Raw genomic sequence first — 15,880 nt, 5'->3', positions numbered from 1 at the left:
CTTTCAGGCGTGCAATGAGCCGTTGGCAACCGCATGGGCCTCGATCTCCACCAGCAAGTCCTGGCGGCAGATGTCCGCCTCCAGGTAGACCGCATGGCTCACGGTGTGAGCCTCTGCACCCAGCGTTTCTTCGAGCACCCGGCGCACGATCGGCGCATCGGCGACATGGCGCACGTACACCACGCAATCGAGGGCCGCGAGATCGAAGCGCGTGGTCGCGCGCTCGTTGGCCGCCGCGATCACCGCGCCGAGATTGCGCAACGTTTCCTGGGTCTGCGCCACCACGTCGCCCAGGTGCACGGTTTCATGGCCGACGATGCTCGCCGTGCCCGAGATGAAGAGCGCCACGTCGCCGCCACCGATCTCGGCCAGCGCCGCGCGCGAGAAGGTCGGCGAGCGCGGGCCGTAGGTCGGCGGATAGCGGTAGGCCGAGACCTGCCGCGGGTTCTCGACCGGCAGCGGCGCGATGCGTCCCGCCAGGAAGCGGATGCACAGCGCGCCCTGGTGGATGCCGAGCGCGCAGGCGGCCGGCGCTCCTTCGAAAGCGGCTTGGCCGGCGTCGAAGAAGGCCTGCTGGCGGCCCAGGTTGAACTGCCGGTAGCGCTCGAGGCCGCCGCCGTCGCCATTGATCTGCGGCAGGTAGTTCCACACGCGCAGCAGGTGGGCGCAGCCCGTCTGCTCGAGCGACTCGAACAGGTCGCGATAGGCCCGCTGGGCGAGGGCGGCCAGGCCCACCTTTTCAGTGGCCTCGTCGAGATCGATGGCGCCCAGCATCCAGTGGCCGTCGCAGCGCCAGCGCACCACGCCGGTGGTGCCGGATTCGATGCGTTCGCTGGCATGCCACACGTCGGCCATGGCGCCCGCTCCCGAAAGAACGCGCGCATTGACCGTGGGCATCCAGGTTAGGTCGTCCGGTGTGCCGTAGCCCAGCGCGCCGAAGGGCGGGTTGCCGGCAGACAGCAGGGCCAGGCTTTGCGACAAGGACAAGCGCTGGACGCGCAGGGGCGGCACCCCGTTGAAATCGCGCGCGCTCACTGGGCCTCGACGATGTTTTCGCCGGCAAGCGGCCCGAGGTCGCGGATGTTGCTGCGTCGCCTGCGCCAGGCCTCCCAGGTGCGGCGCGGATGCCCGGCCGACACCAGGTAGTAGATTGCCTTGAGCACTCGCAGCGAGCGCCAGATCGGCGTCTTGCCGTAGATATCGCCGGCCAGCAGCGACATGAGTGCTTCCTTTACGCGGAACGGGTTTTGCGGGTACATGAAGAACTCGCGAATGGTCGGGTTCGTGACGCGGAAGATGAACCACGAGAACTCGCGCGGACCCTTGCGCATGTAGCGCTCGAAGCGCTGCCGCGCCGGGGCGGCCTGCGCGGGTCGGTCGAGTGCGGTGGCCACCACCTCCGCGCCTTCGAAGGCGCTGTGCATCGCGAGGTAGACGCCCGAGGAGAACACCGGGTCGACGAAGGTGAAGGCATCGCCCAGCATCAGGTAGCGCTCGCCGCTGCAATGGGTGCTGGTGTACGAATAGTTACCGGTGGCGTAGACCGCGTCGCCGACCAGCGTGGCGTTCTTGAGGCGCGCGGCCAGCTGCGGGCAGCTCGCAATGGTGTCGGCGAAGAAATCCTTGAGCGGCTTGCTGCGCGACTTCAGATAGTGCGGCCAGCACACGGCGCCGACGCTGGTCGTGCCGTCGGCCAGCGGGATGTACCAGAACCAGCCGTGCGCAAACCAGAAGATCGTGATGTTGCCCTCGAGCTTGCCCGGCAGGCGCTCGGCATTCGTGAAGTGGCCGAAGAGGGCCGAGCTGTTGTGCTTTGGGTTCTTCTGCTTGGCCTTGAACTTGTTCGACAGGAAGGTGTCGCGGCCGGAGGCGTCGATGACGAAACGTGCGCGCCAGTTGCAGGAGGCGCCGTCGTCCAGCGTGGCCTGGACGGTGGCGCCGTCGTCGTCGAAGCGTACGTCGCGCACCCGGCAGCCTTCGATGGCCTGCGCGCCCTGGGTGGTGGCGTTGCGGAACAGGATCTCGTCCATCTCGGAGCGCCGCACCTGCCAGGCATAGGGCATCGACTTGTCCCAGGCCTCGGCGAATTCGACCATTTGCGCGTGATCGTGATCGGGCGAAACGAATTCGACGCCCCACTTGGGCATGCCGATGCGCTCGAGCTCGTCGCGCAGGCCCAGCTTGTCGAACAGTGCCACGTTGGCCGGCAGGAGCGATTCGCCGATGTGGAAGCGCGGATGGCGCGCCTTCTCGAGCAGCACGACCTTGCGGCCCTGCCGCGCCAGCAGGGCGGCGGCCGTGGAGCCAGCCGGGCCGCCGCCGATCACGAGCACGTCGCAAGTCTGCGGCGAAAGCGCGGCGGGTTCGGCTGTTGTTGTAGGGATGTTCATGCGCTTTGACTGGGATGGATTCCAAGAAGATGCCCGATCGGACGTGGCGCATCAGCGGCGGATTATCCCAAAAAGCATCTATGGTCTCGCTGTAGGACACGGGGCGTTGCGCGCGCCGGACAGTAAACTCGCTACCTGCTTTGAAAACACGAGATAGCGAGATAGAAAGCCATGGCCGGACACAGCAAATGGGCGAACATTCAGCACAGGAAGGGCCGGCAGGACGAGAAGCGCGGCAAGCTCTGGACCCGTGCGATCCGTGAAATCATGGTCGCGGCACGCGCCGGCGGCGGCGATCTGAGCGGCAATCCGCGGCTCAGGCTGGCGGTCGAGAAGGCCAAGGCGGTCAACCTGCCGGCCGACACCGTCAAGCGCAACATCGACAAGGCCACCGGCAACCTCGAAGGCGTCAACTACGAGGAAATCCGCTACGAGGGCTACGGCATCGGCGGCGCCGCGATCATCGTCGACACCATGACCGACAACCGCGTGCGCACCGTCGCCGAGGTGCGCCATGCCTTCTCCAAGCACGGCGGCAACATGGGCACCGAAGGCTCGGTCGCCTTCCAGTTCAAGCACTGCGGCCAGTTCGTCTTTGCGCCCGGCACCAGCGAGGACAAGGTGATGGAAGTGGCGCTCGAAGCGGGCGCGGAGGACGTGGTGACCGACGACGACGGCGCCATCGAGGTGCTGACCGCAGTCGGCGACTTCGAGACGGTCAAGAACGCGCTCGAGGCGGCAGGCCTCAAGCCGGAGGTGGCCGAAGTCACGATGCGGGCCGAGAACACCATCGAGCTCACGGGCGAGGACGCCGCGAAGATGCAGAAGCTGCTCGACGTGCTCGAGGACCTGGACGACGTGCAGGATGTCTATCACAACGCAGCGCTCTCCGAATGAGGAAAGCGCCAATGAAAGCCTGCGAATGAAGGTACTGGTGATTGGGGGAGGGGGCCGCGAGCACGCGCTGGCGTGGCGGCTGGCGCAGGCCGCTCGGGTCAGCCGGGTCTATGTGGCGCCGGGCAACGGCGGTACGCGCGCGGATTCGCGCTACGAGTGCATCGATATTTCTGAGCCCGCCGCATTGCGGGCCTGGGCGCTGAAGAAAAAAATCGCATTGACCGTGGTCGGCCCCGAAGCGCCGCTGGCGGCCGGCGTGGTCGACGAATTCCGCGCGCACGGCCTGCGCATCTTCGGGCCCACCAAGGCGGCGGCGCAGCTGGAGAGCTCCAAGGCTTTTTCCAAGGCCTTCATGAAGCGCCACAAGATCCCGACGGCCGAGTACGAGGCCTTCACCGATGCCGCTGAGGCCCACGCCTACGTGGATGCCAAGGGCGCGCCGATCGTGGTCAAGGCCGACGGCCTGGCCGCCGGCAAGGGCGTGGTGGTGGCGATGACGCTCGAGGAAGCGCACGAGGCCATCGACTTCATGCTGGTCGACAACAAGCTCGGCATTTCGCACAACGAGGGTGGTGCGCGCGTCGTCATCGAGGAGTTCCTGCAAGGCGAGGAGGCCAGCTTCATCGTGCTGTGCGACGGCCGCAACGTGACCGCGCTGGCCACCAGCCAGGACCACAAGCGCCTGCAGGACGACGACCAGGGCCCCAACACCGGCGGCATGGGCGCCTATTCGCCGGCGCCGGTGGTCACGGCCGAGGTGCATGCGCGCGCCATGCGCGAGATCATCCTGCCGACCATCCGCGGCATGGAAAAAGACGCCATCCCCTTCACCGGTTTCCTCTACGCGGGTCTCATGATCGATGCCGCGGGCCATCCGAAGACGCTCGAATTCAACTGCCGCATGGGCGACCCCGAGACCCAGCCGATCATGATGCGGCTCAAGTCCGACCTGTTCGAGGTGTTCTGGCACGCCACCGACGGCACGCTTGACCAGATCGAGCTCGACTGGGACCGCCGTGTCGCGCTCGGCGTGGTGATGGCGGCCCACGGCTATCCGCTTTCGCCGCGCAAGGGCGACCGCATCACGGGCATTCCGCCCGAAGCGCCGGATGCAGTGGTGTTCCATGCCGGCACCACGCTCGAGAACGACGAACTCAAGTCCAGCGGCGGGCGCGTGCTCTGTGTGACCGTGCTGGCCGACAGCGTCAAGCAGGCGCAGCAACGCGCCTATGCGGTCGCGGCGCGCATCCATTTCGACGGCGCGCAATACCGCAAGGACATCGGGCACCGCGCCGTCCACGCGCGCGGTTCGCAAGGCTGATGCGCGAGGATCCACAAGCGGTCGGCGACTACCTGCGGGGTTTGCAGCAACGCATCGTGGCCGCGCTCGAAGCGGCCGATGGCGGTACCTGCGTTCGCGACGAGTGGAAGAAGGAACCGGGCGAGCCGCTGCAGGGCAGCGGCCTGACCTGCATCCTCGAAGACGGCCTGCTGTTCGAGCGCGCCGGCTGCGGCTTCTCGCAGGTACGCGGCCCCAAGCTGCCGCCCTCGGCTACGCAGCACCGGCCGGAGCTCGCCGGCGCGCCTTTCGAGGCGATGGGCGTGTCGCTGGTGTTCCATCCGCGCAACCCCTATGTGCCGACCGTGCACATGAACGTGCGCATGCTGGCCGCGCTGCCGGCCGACGGCGAGCCGGTGTGCTGGTTCGGCGGCGGCATGGACCTCACGCCGTACTACGGTTTCGAAGACGATGCGGTGCATTTCCACAGCACTTGCCGCGACGCGCTGGCGCCCTTCGGCGAGGATAAGTACCCGCGCTTCAAGACCTGGTGCGACGAGTATTTCTTCTTGAAGCACCGCAACGAGCAGCGCGGCATCGGCGGCATCTTCTTCGACGATTTCGCCGAGCTCGGTTTCGAGCAGAGTTTTGCGATGCTGCGCGCGGTCGGCGATGCCTTTCTTCCGGCCTACCTGCCGATCGTCGAGCGGCGCCGCGACATGGCTCACGGCGAGCGCGAACGCGCGTTCCAGCTCTATCGCCGCGGCCGCTACGTCGAGTTCAACCTGGTCTGGGACCGGGGCACGCACTTCGGCCTGCAGTCGGGCGGGCGCACCGAGTCGATCCTGCTGTCGATGCCGCCGCTGGCGAGCTGGGCCTATCGCCGGCAGCCGGAGCCCGGCACGCCCGAGGCCGCGCTCTACAGCGACTTCATCGTGCGACGCGAATGGCTCTGACCGCGCCCCGCGTCGGTGTCTTCGGCGGCGCCTTCGATCCGCCGCACAACGCGCATGTCGCATTGGTCGAGGCCGCGCTGGCGCAGCTGAACCTGGCCGAGCTGCGCATCTTCCCGACCGGCGACGCCTGGCACAAGCAGCGGGCGCTGAGCGCGGCCGAGCATCGGCTCGCGATGGCGCGGCTGGCCTTTGGCGGATTCGAGCGCACGGTGGTCGATGCGCGCGAAACGCTGCGCGCGGGGCCCACCTACACCCTCGACACCCTGCGCGAACTGCAGCAGGAGCAGCCCGCCGCCCAGCTGGTGCTGATCATGGGTGCCGACCAAGCCGCTTCGTTGCCGCGATGGCACGGTTGGCAGGAGATTCTGGCTCTTGCTATCGTTTCCGTAGCGTATCGCGCAGGCGCCACGGGCTCTGCCGATCCTGTTGGCCCTAGAATCCTGCCTCCCCTCCCGTCCGGTGCGCGCGTCGAAACCCTCGAACTCGCGCCGATGGACATCAGCGCGACCGACATCCGGACCCGCGCTGCGACGCGCGTCGACTTTTCTCGTCTGGTTCCGCCGGCGGTTGCACGCTATATTGACCAACACCATCTCTATCGATCCGCCTGATGAACACTGAAGCCGCCGCCAAGAAAGACACCCAAAAACTCCAGAGAGCCATCATCGACGGCCTCGAGGACGTCAAGGCGCAGGACATCCAGGTATTCGACACCGAGCATCTCTCTCCGCTTTTCGAGCGCGTGATCGTCGCCTCGGGCACCTCCAACCGCCAGACCAAGGCGCTCGCCGCCAGCGTGCGCGATGCGGTGAAGGACGCCGGCTTCGGCAAGCCGCGCGTGGAGGGCGAGGACAACGGCGAATGGATCATCGTGGATTGCGGCGCGGCGGTCGCGCACATCATGCAGCCGGCGATCCGGCAGTACTACCACCTCGAAGAGATCTGGGGCGACAAGCCGGTGCGCACCAAGCTGGGCGCTTCGAAGCCCGCAGCCCCCGCCAGAGCGAGCGAGGAAAAGGCGCCCGCGGCCAAGAACAGCACCTCGCTGCGCCGTTCCAGCGCAGCCAAGACCGCGATCCGCGCGGCCGAACAGGCCGCCAAGCCGAAGAAGCCCGCGGCCAAGAAGACGGCCGCCCGGAAGACGCCGGTCAAGACCATGGTCGTGAACAAGGCGCCCGCGAAAAAGGCCGCAGCCTCGAAGAAGGCCGCACCGGTGGCGAAGAAGGCGCCGCGCAAGACCGCTTCGTCCCGGTCATGAAGCTGCTGGTGGTCGCAGTCGGGCAGCGCATGCCCGACTGGGCACAGACCGCCTGGGACGACTACGCCAAGCGTTTTCCGCCCGAACTCAAGCTCGAACTGCGTGCGGTCAAGACCGAGCCGCGCGGCTCCAAGACGCTTGAAACGCTCTATGCGGCCGAGCGCGAGCGCATCGAGGCCGCGATCGCCAAGGGCATGCGCATCGTGGTGCTGGACGAGCGCGGCACCGCGCTCACCACCAAGGCGCTCGCTGCCCGGTTGCAGGCCTGGCAAGGCGAGGGTGATGACGTCGCGCTGGTGATCGGCGGCCCCGACGGGCTGGATCCCGCCTTCAAGGCCGCCGCGCACGAACGCATCCGCCTGTCGGATCTGACCTTGCCGCATGCGATGGCGCGCGTGCTGCTGGTCGAGCAGCTCTACCGTGCCTGGTCGGTCAATGCAGGACATCCTTATCACCGCGAATGAACCCGTCTTTCATCTATCTTGCGTCGCAAAGTCCGCGGCGCGCGCAACTGCTGGGACTGCTCGGCGTACACCACGAACTGCTGCTGGCCGGGCCGGATGAAGACACCGAGGCGCTGGAGCACGAGCTGCCGGGCGAATCGCCGACGGCCTATGTGCAGCGGGTCACCGCGCTCAAGCTCGATGCGGCCGTGGCGCGGCACAAGCGGCTGGACCTGCCGCCGGCGCCCGTGCTTTGCGCCGACACCACCGTGGCCCTGGGCCGCGCCATCCTGGCCAAGCCGGAGGGCGCGCGGGATGCCGAGCGCATGCTCGCGCTGCTGTCCGGGCGCACCCACCGCGTGCTGACGGCGATCGCGCTGCAGCACGGCAGGCGCCGGCATGCGGCGCTCAGCGTGTCGCGCGTGCGCTTTGCCGCCGTCGCCAAGTCGCGGATCGCCGACTACGTCGCCACCGGTGAACCGATGGGCAAGGCCGGCGCCTATGCGATCCAGGGGCGGGCCGCGGCTTTCGTCGAACACATCAGCGGCTCGCATTCGGGCATCATGGGCCTCCCGATGTTCGAGACGGCACAGCTGCTGCGCCGGGCCGGCTTTAGGCTCTAAAAACATGCAAGACATCCTGATCAACTGGTCCCCCCAGGAGACCCGTGTCGCCCTGGTCGAACATGGCGCCGTCCAGGAGCTGCACGTGGAGCGCACGCTCGAACGCGGGCTGGTCGGCAACATCTACCTCGGCAAGGTCTCGCGCGTGCTGCCGGGCATGCAGTCGGCCTTCATCGACATCGGGCTCGACCGCACGGCCTTCCTGCATGTGGCCGACATCGTGGCGCCTTTCACGCCCGGTTCGCGGCCGAGCGCGCCGCAGCCGGAGCGCGACGGCCGCAACGGCGGCGCCGTGGTGCCGATCGAGAAGCAGGTGTTCGAAGGGCAGTCGCTGCTGGTGCAGGTGATCAAGGATCCGATCGGCACCAAGGGCGCGCGGCTGTCGACCCAGATCAGCATCGCCGGCCGGCTGCTCGTCTTCCTGCCGCAGGACAACCATGTCGGCGTCTCGCAGAAGATTCCGCCGGATCTGCGCGATGCCTTGCGCACGCGCATGCAGGTGCTGATCGAGGCCGCCGCTGCGGCCGACAGCGGCGGCGCGGTGCCCGCGAACACCGGCGGCTTCATCCTGCGCACCAACGGCGAGGATTCGAGCGATGCCGAGCTGGCCGAAGACATCGCCTACCTGCGCAAGACCTGGTCGCGCATCCGTGAGCTCTCGTCGCGCATGCCGCCCATGTCGCTGCTGCACCAGGACCTGAGCCTGCTGCAGCGCGTGCTGCGCGACATGACCAGCGAGGACACGCAGACTATTCGCATCGACTCGCGCGAGCAGTTCGACCTGCTCCTCAAGTTCGGGCTCGAATTCATGCCGCAGGCGGCCGGCAAGCTGCAGCTCTACAAGGGCGAGCGGCCGATCTTCGACCTCTATTCGATCGACGAGGAAATTGCCAAGGCATTGGGCCGCCGCGTCGACCTGAAGTCCGGCGGCTACCTCGTGGTGGACCAGACCGAGGCGCTCACCACCGTCGACGTGAACACCGGCGGCTTCGTCGGCGCGCGCAACTTCGACGACACCATCTTCAAGACCAACCTCGAGGCCGCGCAGGCCATCGCGCGGCAGCTGCGGCTGCGCAACTTGGGTGGGATCATCATCGTCGACTTCATCGACATGGCGCGCGACGACCATCGTGAGCAGGTGCTGGCCGAGTTTCGCAAGCAGCTCGCGCGCGACCGCGTCAAGACCACGGCCGGCGGCTTCTCGCAGTTGGGCCTGGTCGAGATGACGCGCAAGCGCACGCGCGAATCGTTGGCCCACATGCTCTGCGAACCCTGCCTGGCCTGCAACGGGCAGGGCATCGTGAAGACCGCGCGCAGCGTGGCCTACGACGTGCTGCGCGAGATCCTGCGCGAAGCGCGCCAGTTCACGCCGCGCGAGTTCCGCATCGTGTCGTCGCCGCAGGTGATCGAGCTTTTTCTCGACGAGGAGAGCCAGCACCTGGCGGGCCTCAGCGATTTCATCGGCAAGCCGATCTCGCTGCAGGCGGAGCCGGCGATGGGGCAGGGGCAGTACGACATCGTGCTGCTCTAGCCGGCCGCGCTAGAGCGTCGGGTCTTGGCCGGCAGTTGCGCTGCGTACTGCATGCGTCTGCAGCCGCGCATAGAGTCCTTCCAGCGCCATCAGCTGCGCATGGCTGCCTTGCTCGGCGATGCGGCCATGCTCCATCACGATGATGCGGTCGGCATGCTGGATGGTCGAGAGCCGGTGCGCGACGATCAGGGTGGTGCGGTTCTGCATCAGCCGCTGCAGCGCCTCCTGCACCAGCCGCTCGGATTCGGTGTCGAGGGCCGAGGTGGCCTCGTCGAGCAGCAGCACCGGTGCGTCCTTGTAGAGTGCGCGTGCGATCGCGAGCCGCTGCCGCTGTCCGCCCGAGAGCTGCGTCGCGTTGTGGCCGAGCACGGTGTCGATGCCCTGCGGCAGGCTCTGGACGTGCACGGCCAGGTTCGCGGCCGCCACGCAGGCGAGCACGCGTTCGCGGTCGACCGCGGCGCCGAGCGCCACGTTGGCCGCCAGCGTGTCGTTGAGCATGATCACGTCCTGGCTGACCATCGCGAACTGCGCGCGCAGGCTTTTCAGCTTCCACTCGGCAACGTCGTGGCCGTCCAGCAGCACCTGGCCGGCACTCGGCAGCACGAAGCGCGGCAGCAGGTTGACCAGCGTGGTCTTGCCCGATCCCGAGGGGCCGACAAAGGCCACCACCTCGCCGGGCGCGATCGAAAGGCTCACGCCGTCGAGCGCCCGGGCCTCGTCCTCTCCGCGGTAGTTGACCCGCACCGCGCGCAGCTCGATGCGGCCTTCGGCCCGCGGCGTCTCGAAGCGGCCCTGTGACTCGGATGCGACGCTGTCGATCAAGGCCAGGCCGCGCTCGAGCGCCGCGAGCCCGCGCGTGATCGGGCCGGCGATGTCGGCGAGGCGGCGGATCGGCGCGATCAACATCAGCATCGCCGTGATGTAGGCGACGAAGCCGCCGACCGTCAGGCCCTGCTCGCCGCTTTGCCAGAGGGCGATCATCACGACCACCGACAGCGCGACGGCAGCCACGATCTGGGTCAGCGGCGTCATTGCGGCCGAGGCGATGGTGGACTTCACGGCCAGGCGATTCAGGCTGTGGCTGAGGCGGTCGAAGCGCTCGGTCTGGCTGGCCTCCGCGTTGTGCAAGCGCACCATGCGGTGCGCGAGCACGTTCTCCTCCACCACGTAGGCCAGCTCGTCGGTGGCCTGCTGGCCGAGTTGCGTGAGGCGATAGAGGCGCTTCGAGAACACCTTCATGATCCAGGCCACGCCGGGCGCCAGCACGCCGACGATCAAGGTCAGCTTCCAGTTCAGGTAGATCAGGTAGGCCAGGAGCGCAATGAGCGTGAAGCCGTCGCGCGACAGGCCCAGGAGCGCCTGCACCAGCAGCATGGCGCCGGTCTGGACCTCGTAGACCACGGTGTTCGACAGCGCGCTCGCCGACTGGCGCGAGAAGAGGGCGAGCTCGGCCGCAAGCAACCTTTCGAACATCACGCGTCGCAGCCGCTGCATGCCTTCGTTGGCGATGCGTGCCAGCGCGTACTGCGAGACGAACTGCGCGAGGCCGCGCACCGCGAAGAGCAGGATGATGGCCGCCGGTACCATCCAGAGCGCAAGTTGTCCGCGCGTGAAGCCGCGGTCGAGCAGCGGCTTGAGCAGCGCGGGCATCAGGGGCTCGGTCAAGGCGGCGACGAGGGCCGTGGCGAGCCCGAGCGCCCACCAGCGGCGCGAGCCTCCGAACCAGGTCATGAGTCGCGCAAGCCGGCGCGTGAGAGGAGGGCGCGCGGACTCGGCGTCGGGGGAAGGCTGCATGGCGGCGCATTCTACGGTTGCGTACGATCGGCCCCCGCTGTAGGACCACGCCTGCACATACACGTTTTGTGACCTTGCGTGCATCGCCTTGTGTACCATGTGGCCTCGTTTCGTCCGGGCATGAAACTTAAATCCCGGAAACCTCTCCGAACTGCATGAAAAAGCCGTTGCAAGAATTCTCCCCAACCCCTTCTTCATCGTTCTCCGTCCGCCGCACACTGATCGCGGCATTGGCTGCCTCCCCCGTACTTCCCGTGCTCGCCCAGTTCAGGGTCGAGGTGTCGGGCGTCGGTTTGACGCAGCTGCCGATCGCGCTTGCGCCTTTCAAGGGTGAAGACGCATCGCCGCAGAAGCCCGCGGCCATCGTCCAGGCCGACCTCGAACGCAGCGGTCAGTTCCGCGGCGTCGACGCCTCGGGCCAGTCGCTCGACGAGACCTCGCGTCCCGACCTGAGCCTGTGGCGGCAACGCACGGCCGATTCGCTGGTCGTGGGCAGCGTGACGCGGCTCGCAGACGGCCGTTACGACGTGCGCTTCCGCCTCTGGGACGTGGTGCGCGGACAAGACCTCGGCGGCCAGAGCTACACCGTGCCGCAAGGCGATCTGCGCCTGGCCTCGCACCGCATCGCGGACTATGTCTACGAAAAGCTTACAGGCGAGAAAGGCATCTTCTCGACCCGCATCGCCTACGTGACCAAGGGCGGCACCCGCTACAACCTGTGGGTCGCCGATGCCGACGGCGAGAACGCGCAGGCCGCGCTCGCCAGCCCCGAGCCGATCATCTCGCCGGTCTGGTCGTCCAACGGCGCGCAGCTCGCCTACGTGTCCTTCGAATCGCGCAAGCCGGTGGTGTACGTGCACAGCGTCGCCAACGGCCAGCGGCGGCTGGTGGCCAACTTCAAGGGCTCCAACAGTGCGCCGGCCTGGTCGCCCGACGGCAGCACGCTGGCCGTCACGCTGAGCCGCGACGGCGGTTCGCAGCTCTACACCATCTCGTCGAACGGCGGCGAACCGCGCCGGCTCACGCAGAGCAACAGCATCGACACCGAGCCGGTGTACTCCGCCGACGGCGGCACCATCTACTTCGTGAGCGATCGCGGCGGCGCACCCCAGATCTACAAGATGGGCGCCAACGGCGGCAACCCGACACGCGTGACCTTCAGCGGCACCTACAACATTTCTCCGTCGGTCAGCGGCGATGGCCGGTGGTTGGCCTACATCTCGCGGGTGGGCGGTGCCTTCAAACTCCATGTGATGGAACTGGCGACGGGCAACGTGACGGCGCTCACCGACACCACGGCCGACGAGAATCCCAGTTTCGCCCCGAACAGCAAGCTGATCGTCTATGCCACCCGGCTGCAAGGCCGCGAAGCGCTGATGACAACAACACTCGACGGAAAAATAAAGGCTCGACTGGCAGGACAGGCGGGAGACATCCGGGAACCGGACTGGGGTCCGTTTCAAAAGCAATGATTAACTTGAGGAGTTCGAAATGTTGAAACGTACGATTTATTCGCTGGCCATCGTGGCGCTGATCGCCGGTTGCTCGTCCGGGACCAAGGTGAGCGACACGCCGGTGGTGGACCGCTCAGGCACCGCCGGGGGGGCCGGCGGAACGGCCAGCGGCGTCGCGCCGGTCAGCATCGACCCGCGCGCGCAGACCGCACAGGGCCCGGTCGGCGTGGCACGGATCGTTTATTTCGACTTCGACAGCTACACGATCAAGCCCGAGTTCCAGTCGCTGATCGATGGCCATGCCCGCTTCCTGAAGGCCAACCCGCAGCGTCGCATCTCGATTGAAGGCCACACCGACGAGCGCGGCGGCCGCGAATACAACCTGGCGCTGGGCCAGAAGCGCTCCGAAGCCGTGCGCCGTTCGCTCGGCCTCCTGGGCGTGCCGGACAGCCAGATCGAGGCCGTGAGCTTCGGCAAGGAAAAGCCGGCGGCGCCGGGCAGCACTGAAGACGCCTGGGCGCAGAACCGCCGCGCCGAGATCACCTACCGTTGATGATGCGACGAGTTTCCTTGCGTAGCGCGGCACTCGCTGCCGCCTTGTTGTGTGCCTCGCTGGGTGCACAGGCCGCGCTTTTCGAGGACGACGAGGCGCGCCGCGCGATCCTCGACTTGCGCCAGCGCGTCGAGGCCATGCGCCAGCAGGCCGAGCAGCGCCAGAACGACGAGAACGCGCAGTTGCGGCGCAGCCTGCTCGACCTGCAGACGCAGATCGAGCAGATGCGCGGCGATCTCCAGCGCATGACGGGCCAGAACGAGCAGCTCACGCGCACGATCACGGAGCTGCAGCAGCGCCAGGCCGAGATCGACGACCGGCTCAAGAAGAACGAGCCGTCGAAGGTCGCGGTCGACGGCCGCGAGTTCACGGCCGACCCGAAAGAGAAGGCCGACTTCGATGCGGCGCTGGGCATCTTCCGCGGCGGCCAGTTCGCGCAAGCGCAGACGGCCTTTGCCGAATTCGTGAAGCGCTACCCGCAGAGCGGCTACAACGCCTCGGCGCTGTTCTGGCTCGGCAACGCGCAGTACGCCACGCGCAACTACAACGAGGCCATCGCCAATTTCAGGTCGATGCTCTCGCTGGCGCCCGATCACGCGAAGGCGCCCGAGGCGGTGCTGTCGATCGCGAACTGCCAGATCGAGCTGAAGGACACGCGCGCGGCACGCCGCACGCTCGAAGACCTGACCAAGGCTTATCCGCAGTCCGAAGCCGCGCAGGCCGGGCGTGAGCGCCTCTCGCGGCTCCGGTAAACCGGGGTAGCGGCTTGAACGCAATGTCTCCCGTCGTCACCCTGGACGACGCCGATCTGGCCCGCCGCTTCGGCGGGCTCGAGCGGCTCTATGGCGTGCCGGGTGCGGGCCGCATTCGCGATGCCCATGTGCTGGTCGCCGGCATCGGCGGCGTCGGCTCCTGGGCGGTCGAGGCACTGGCGCGCAGCGGCGTCGGACGGCTCACGCTGATCGACCTCGACCACATCGCCGAATCGAACATCAACCGGCAGATCCATGCGCTCGACACCACCGTGGGCCAGGCCAAGGTCGAAGCCATGCGCGAGCGCATCGCGCACATTCATCCCGCCTGCGAGGTGCTGGCGATCGACGAGTTCGTCGAACCCGGCAACTGGCAGGAGCTGCTGGCGAGCGCGCAGGCGGCGAACGGACCCGTGGCCGCCGTCGTCGATGCCTGCGACCAGGTGCGTGCCAAGCTGGCCATGGCGGCCTGGGCCCGCGAGACCGGCACCGGCTTCATCACCGTGGGTGCGGCCGGCGGCAAGCGCCTGGCCCACAAGGTCGACATCGACGACCTCGCGCTGGTCACCCACGATCCGCTGCTTGCGCAACTGCGCCAGCGCCTGCGCAAGGAGCACGGCGCGCCGCGCGAGGGCCGCAAGATCGGTGTGAGTTGCGTCTTCAGCCGCGAAAGCGTGGCGCCGCCCGACGCTTCCTGTGCGATCGAGGAGGGAGATGGCTCCCTCAACTGCCACGGCTACGGTTCGGTGGTGAGCGTGACGGCCACTTTCGGGCAATGTGCGGCGGGCTGGGTTCTGGACCGGATCGCGCGCAGCGCCACGCTATAATTGTGGGCTTTGCCGGCCTCGACGCCGGCACCAAGAAAAACAAAGAGTGGGACGTTAGCTCAGTTGGTAGAGCAGCGGACTTTTAATCCGTTGGTCACAAGTTCGAATCTTGTACGTCCTACCACCAAGCCGCTCTGTTGGTGGAACCGTCGCTATTGCTTTTATAGCGCTGTTCCGCGATTCCTGAAGTTGTTCCGCAACTTGGCATAGAGGGCGCACCCTTTCATGAGCATGAAGGACGCACGTCCCGAATCTCTCGAGGCTCTCGCAGAACTTCAGCGCGCTCGCACTTGACAGCGCGGAGGATCTCAGTCACCCGGCTCTTTACGCAGCCATTTGTTGACGAACCAGTCCAGTAGGACCCTGAAGATGAACATACCAACGCCACCGAAACCCACCCTGACGGAACCGGTCCTGCAGTCTCCTTCGACCGTGTATGTGGATCAGATCGCGCAAATTGCCGTCGGACCGTTTGTCTCCAAGCTCATTTTCGGGGCTGAGGCTCGATCTGGTGAGGTGCCGAAGCCGGTTCAAACCATCGTGATGCCTACCCCAGCGCTGTTGCAGCTTCATCAGCAACTCGGCAGTCTTATTGAAGACCGGCAGATCATGGAGACCATATCGAAGAACGTCTTGAAGTTCGCGGACGCGTTGCAAAAGCCGGTCAAATAAGAAAGGCCCACATGCCAGTTGGCTTGCGGACCTCTTTGGGAAGCGAATTGCGGAACAGTTCTTAGGCTAAGCGCTTGATTTCCTTGGGAACTTCAGGGGTTCAGGCCGCCTCGTTGCCGCCGAGCGCCGGGTGAGTGCTCGAGATCGCTGAAACGATGCCGACGGCGCTCGCACGCAGCAGCTCCTGCCGCAAGGCCGCCTCCAACTGACGGCGCGCCGTGTCCGGGCGGTCGTGGTCGTACTCTTCGTCCAACTCGCAGTGCAGGTAGTAGTCGACCCGGGCCATGAGTCGCTCTAGCGATGCTGCGAGGTCTGTCTCATTCATCTTTCGATCTCCCACCTTGGTCCCTGTTTGGCCTTTGGGGCTTGCCCCTAAATCGGTCGGGGGCTCTCTGTTGCTTTGGGCGCATTATCACCCGTCAGCACGATTGCGCCGGATTCTGCGGCGTGT

At 66.8% G+C, this 15,880-nt stretch carries 17 protein-coding genes and 1 tRNA gene; 14 read left to right on the top strand and 4 right to left on the bottom strand.

Annotated features, from left to right (window positions below):
- Positions 1-3 precede the first annotated feature (3 nt).
- On the bottom strand, positions 4-1,035 hold the full coding sequence (locus BLS74_RS15340; RefSeq protein WP_170855611.1) for a chorismate transformation FkbO/Hyg5 family protein: 1,032 nt from the start codon (positions 1,033-1,035) through the stop codon (positions 4-6).
- On the bottom strand, positions 1,032-2,390 hold the full coding sequence (locus BLS74_RS15335) for an NAD(P)/FAD-dependent oxidoreductase (protein WP_093107663.1): 1,359 nt from the start codon (positions 2,388-2,390) through the stop codon (positions 1,032-1,034). Before BLS74_RS15335 ends, BLS74_RS15340 begins: the two co-directional genes overlap by 4 nt.
- Positions 2,391-2,561: 171 nt before the next feature.
- On the opposite strand from BLS74_RS15335, the gene BLS74_RS15330 reads away from it, so the two are divergent.
- From BLS74_RS15330 to rng, 8 genes are read left to right on the top strand one after another with little or no spacing between them, the layout of a single operon-like run.
- The gene (locus tag BLS74_RS15330) at positions 2,562-3,287 is read left to right on the top strand and encodes a YebC/PmpR family DNA-binding transcriptional regulator (protein WP_093107661.1); all 726 of its coding nucleotides are present in this window, start codon (positions 2,562-2,564) and stop codon (positions 3,285-3,287) included.
- 25 nt (positions 3,288-3,312) lie between these two features.
- Positions 3,313-4,608, top strand: a complete 1,296-nt coding sequence (gene purD / locus BLS74_RS15325) for a phosphoribosylamine--glycine ligase (RefSeq protein ID WP_093107659.1) — start codon at positions 3,313-3,315, stop codon at positions 4,606-4,608.
- Positions 4,605-5,522 (top strand): oxygen-dependent coproporphyrinogen oxidase, encoded by a 918-nt coding sequence (gene hemF / locus BLS74_RS15320; RefSeq protein WP_093107657.1) that lies wholly within the window; start codon positions 4,605-4,607, stop codon positions 5,520-5,522. Before purD ends, hemF begins: the two co-directional genes overlap by 4 nt.
- The gene (nadD, locus tag BLS74_RS15315) at positions 5,513-6,133 is read left to right on the top strand and encodes a nicotinate (nicotinamide) nucleotide adenylyltransferase (protein ID WP_093107655.1); all 621 of its coding nucleotides are present in this window, start codon (positions 5,513-5,515) and stop codon (positions 6,131-6,133) included. The genes hemF and nadD overlap by 10 nt, the downstream gene beginning before the upstream one ends.
- Positions 6,133-6,780, top strand: coding sequence for a ribosome silencing factor (rsfS, locus tag BLS74_RS15310; protein ID WP_093107653.1), 648 nt, complete (start codon positions 6,133-6,135; stop codon positions 6,778-6,780). Before nadD ends, rsfS begins: the two co-directional genes overlap by 1 nt.
- Positions 6,777-7,244 carry a 23S rRNA (pseudouridine(1915)-N(3))-methyltransferase RlmH gene (rlmH, locus tag BLS74_RS15305; RefSeq protein WP_093107651.1) on the top strand — a complete coding sequence of 156 codons (468 nt, stop codon included), beginning with the start codon at positions 6,777-6,779 and terminating at the stop codon, positions 7,242-7,244. Before rsfS ends, rlmH begins: the two co-directional genes overlap by 4 nt.
- The gene (locus BLS74_RS15300) at positions 7,241-7,846 is read left to right on the top strand and encodes a Maf family protein (protein ID WP_093107649.1); all 606 of its coding nucleotides are present in this window, start codon (positions 7,241-7,243) and stop codon (positions 7,844-7,846) included. The genes rlmH and BLS74_RS15300 overlap by 4 nt, the downstream gene beginning before the upstream one ends.
- A 4-nt stretch (positions 7,847-7,850) precedes the next feature.
- On the top strand, positions 7,851-9,377 hold the full coding sequence (gene rng / locus BLS74_RS15295; protein ID WP_093107647.1) for a ribonuclease G: 1,527 nt from the start codon (positions 7,851-7,853) through the stop codon (positions 9,375-9,377).
- A gap of 9 nt (positions 9,378-9,386) precedes the next feature.
- Here the strand turns inward: rng and msbA are convergent, their stop codons facing one another.
- Complete coding sequence (msbA, locus tag BLS74_RS15290) at positions 9,387-11,171, bottom strand: lipid A export permease/ATP-binding protein MsbA (protein ID WP_093107645.1); 1,785 nt, start codon at positions 11,169-11,171, stop codon at positions 9,387-9,389.
- Between the two features lie 155 nt (positions 11,172-11,326).
- Here msbA and tolB point away from each other — a divergent pair, with 155 nt between their 5' ends.
- The 6 genes from tolB to BLS74_RS15260 all read left to right on the top strand — a co-directional run bounded on the left by tolB (position 11,327) and on the right by BLS74_RS15260 (position 15,429).
- Complete coding sequence (gene tolB, locus BLS74_RS15285; protein WP_170855609.1) at positions 11,327-12,643, top strand: Tol-Pal system beta propeller repeat protein TolB; 1,317 nt, start codon at positions 11,327-11,329, stop codon at positions 12,641-12,643.
- A gap of 19 nt (positions 12,644-12,662) precedes the next feature.
- Entirely contained in the window at positions 12,663-13,178 is a 516-nt protein-coding gene (gene pal, locus BLS74_RS15280; RefSeq protein ID WP_093107643.1) for a peptidoglycan-associated lipoprotein Pal, read from the top strand.
- Between the two features lie 2 nt (positions 13,179-13,180).
- Complete coding sequence (gene ybgF, locus BLS74_RS15275) at positions 13,181-13,930, top strand: tol-pal system protein YbgF (RefSeq protein ID WP_093107641.1); 750 nt, start codon at positions 13,181-13,183, stop codon at positions 13,928-13,930.
- Positions 13,931-13,953: 23 nt separating this feature from the next.
- Complete coding sequence (locus BLS74_RS15270) at positions 13,954-14,757, top strand: tRNA threonylcarbamoyladenosine dehydratase (protein WP_093107639.1); 804 nt, start codon at positions 13,954-13,956, stop codon at positions 14,755-14,757.
- Positions 14,758-14,805: 48 nt separating this feature from the next.
- A tRNA-Lys gene (locus BLS74_RS15265) sits at positions 14,806-14,881 on the top strand.
- Positions 14,882-15,126: 245 nt separating this feature from the next.
- Positions 15,127-15,429, top strand: a complete 303-nt coding sequence (locus BLS74_RS15260; RefSeq protein WP_139191694.1) for a hypothetical protein — start codon at positions 15,127-15,129, stop codon at positions 15,427-15,429.
- 100 nt (positions 15,430-15,529) lie between these two features.
- Here BLS74_RS15260 and BLS74_RS15255 read toward each other — a convergent pair whose 3' ends face one another.
- Positions 15,530-15,754 (bottom strand): hypothetical protein, encoded by a 225-nt coding sequence (locus tag BLS74_RS15255; RefSeq protein WP_139191693.1) that lies wholly within the window; start codon positions 15,752-15,754, stop codon positions 15,530-15,532.
- Positions 15,755-15,880: the final 126 nt, after the last annotated feature.

Origin of the sequence: Variovorax sp. CF079, assembly GCF_900101545.1 — a bacterium.
GTDB lineage: Bacteria > Pseudomonadota > Gammaproteobacteria > Burkholderiales > Burkholderiaceae_C > Variovorax.
This window is presented reverse-complemented; position numbering and strand designations above follow the sequence as displayed.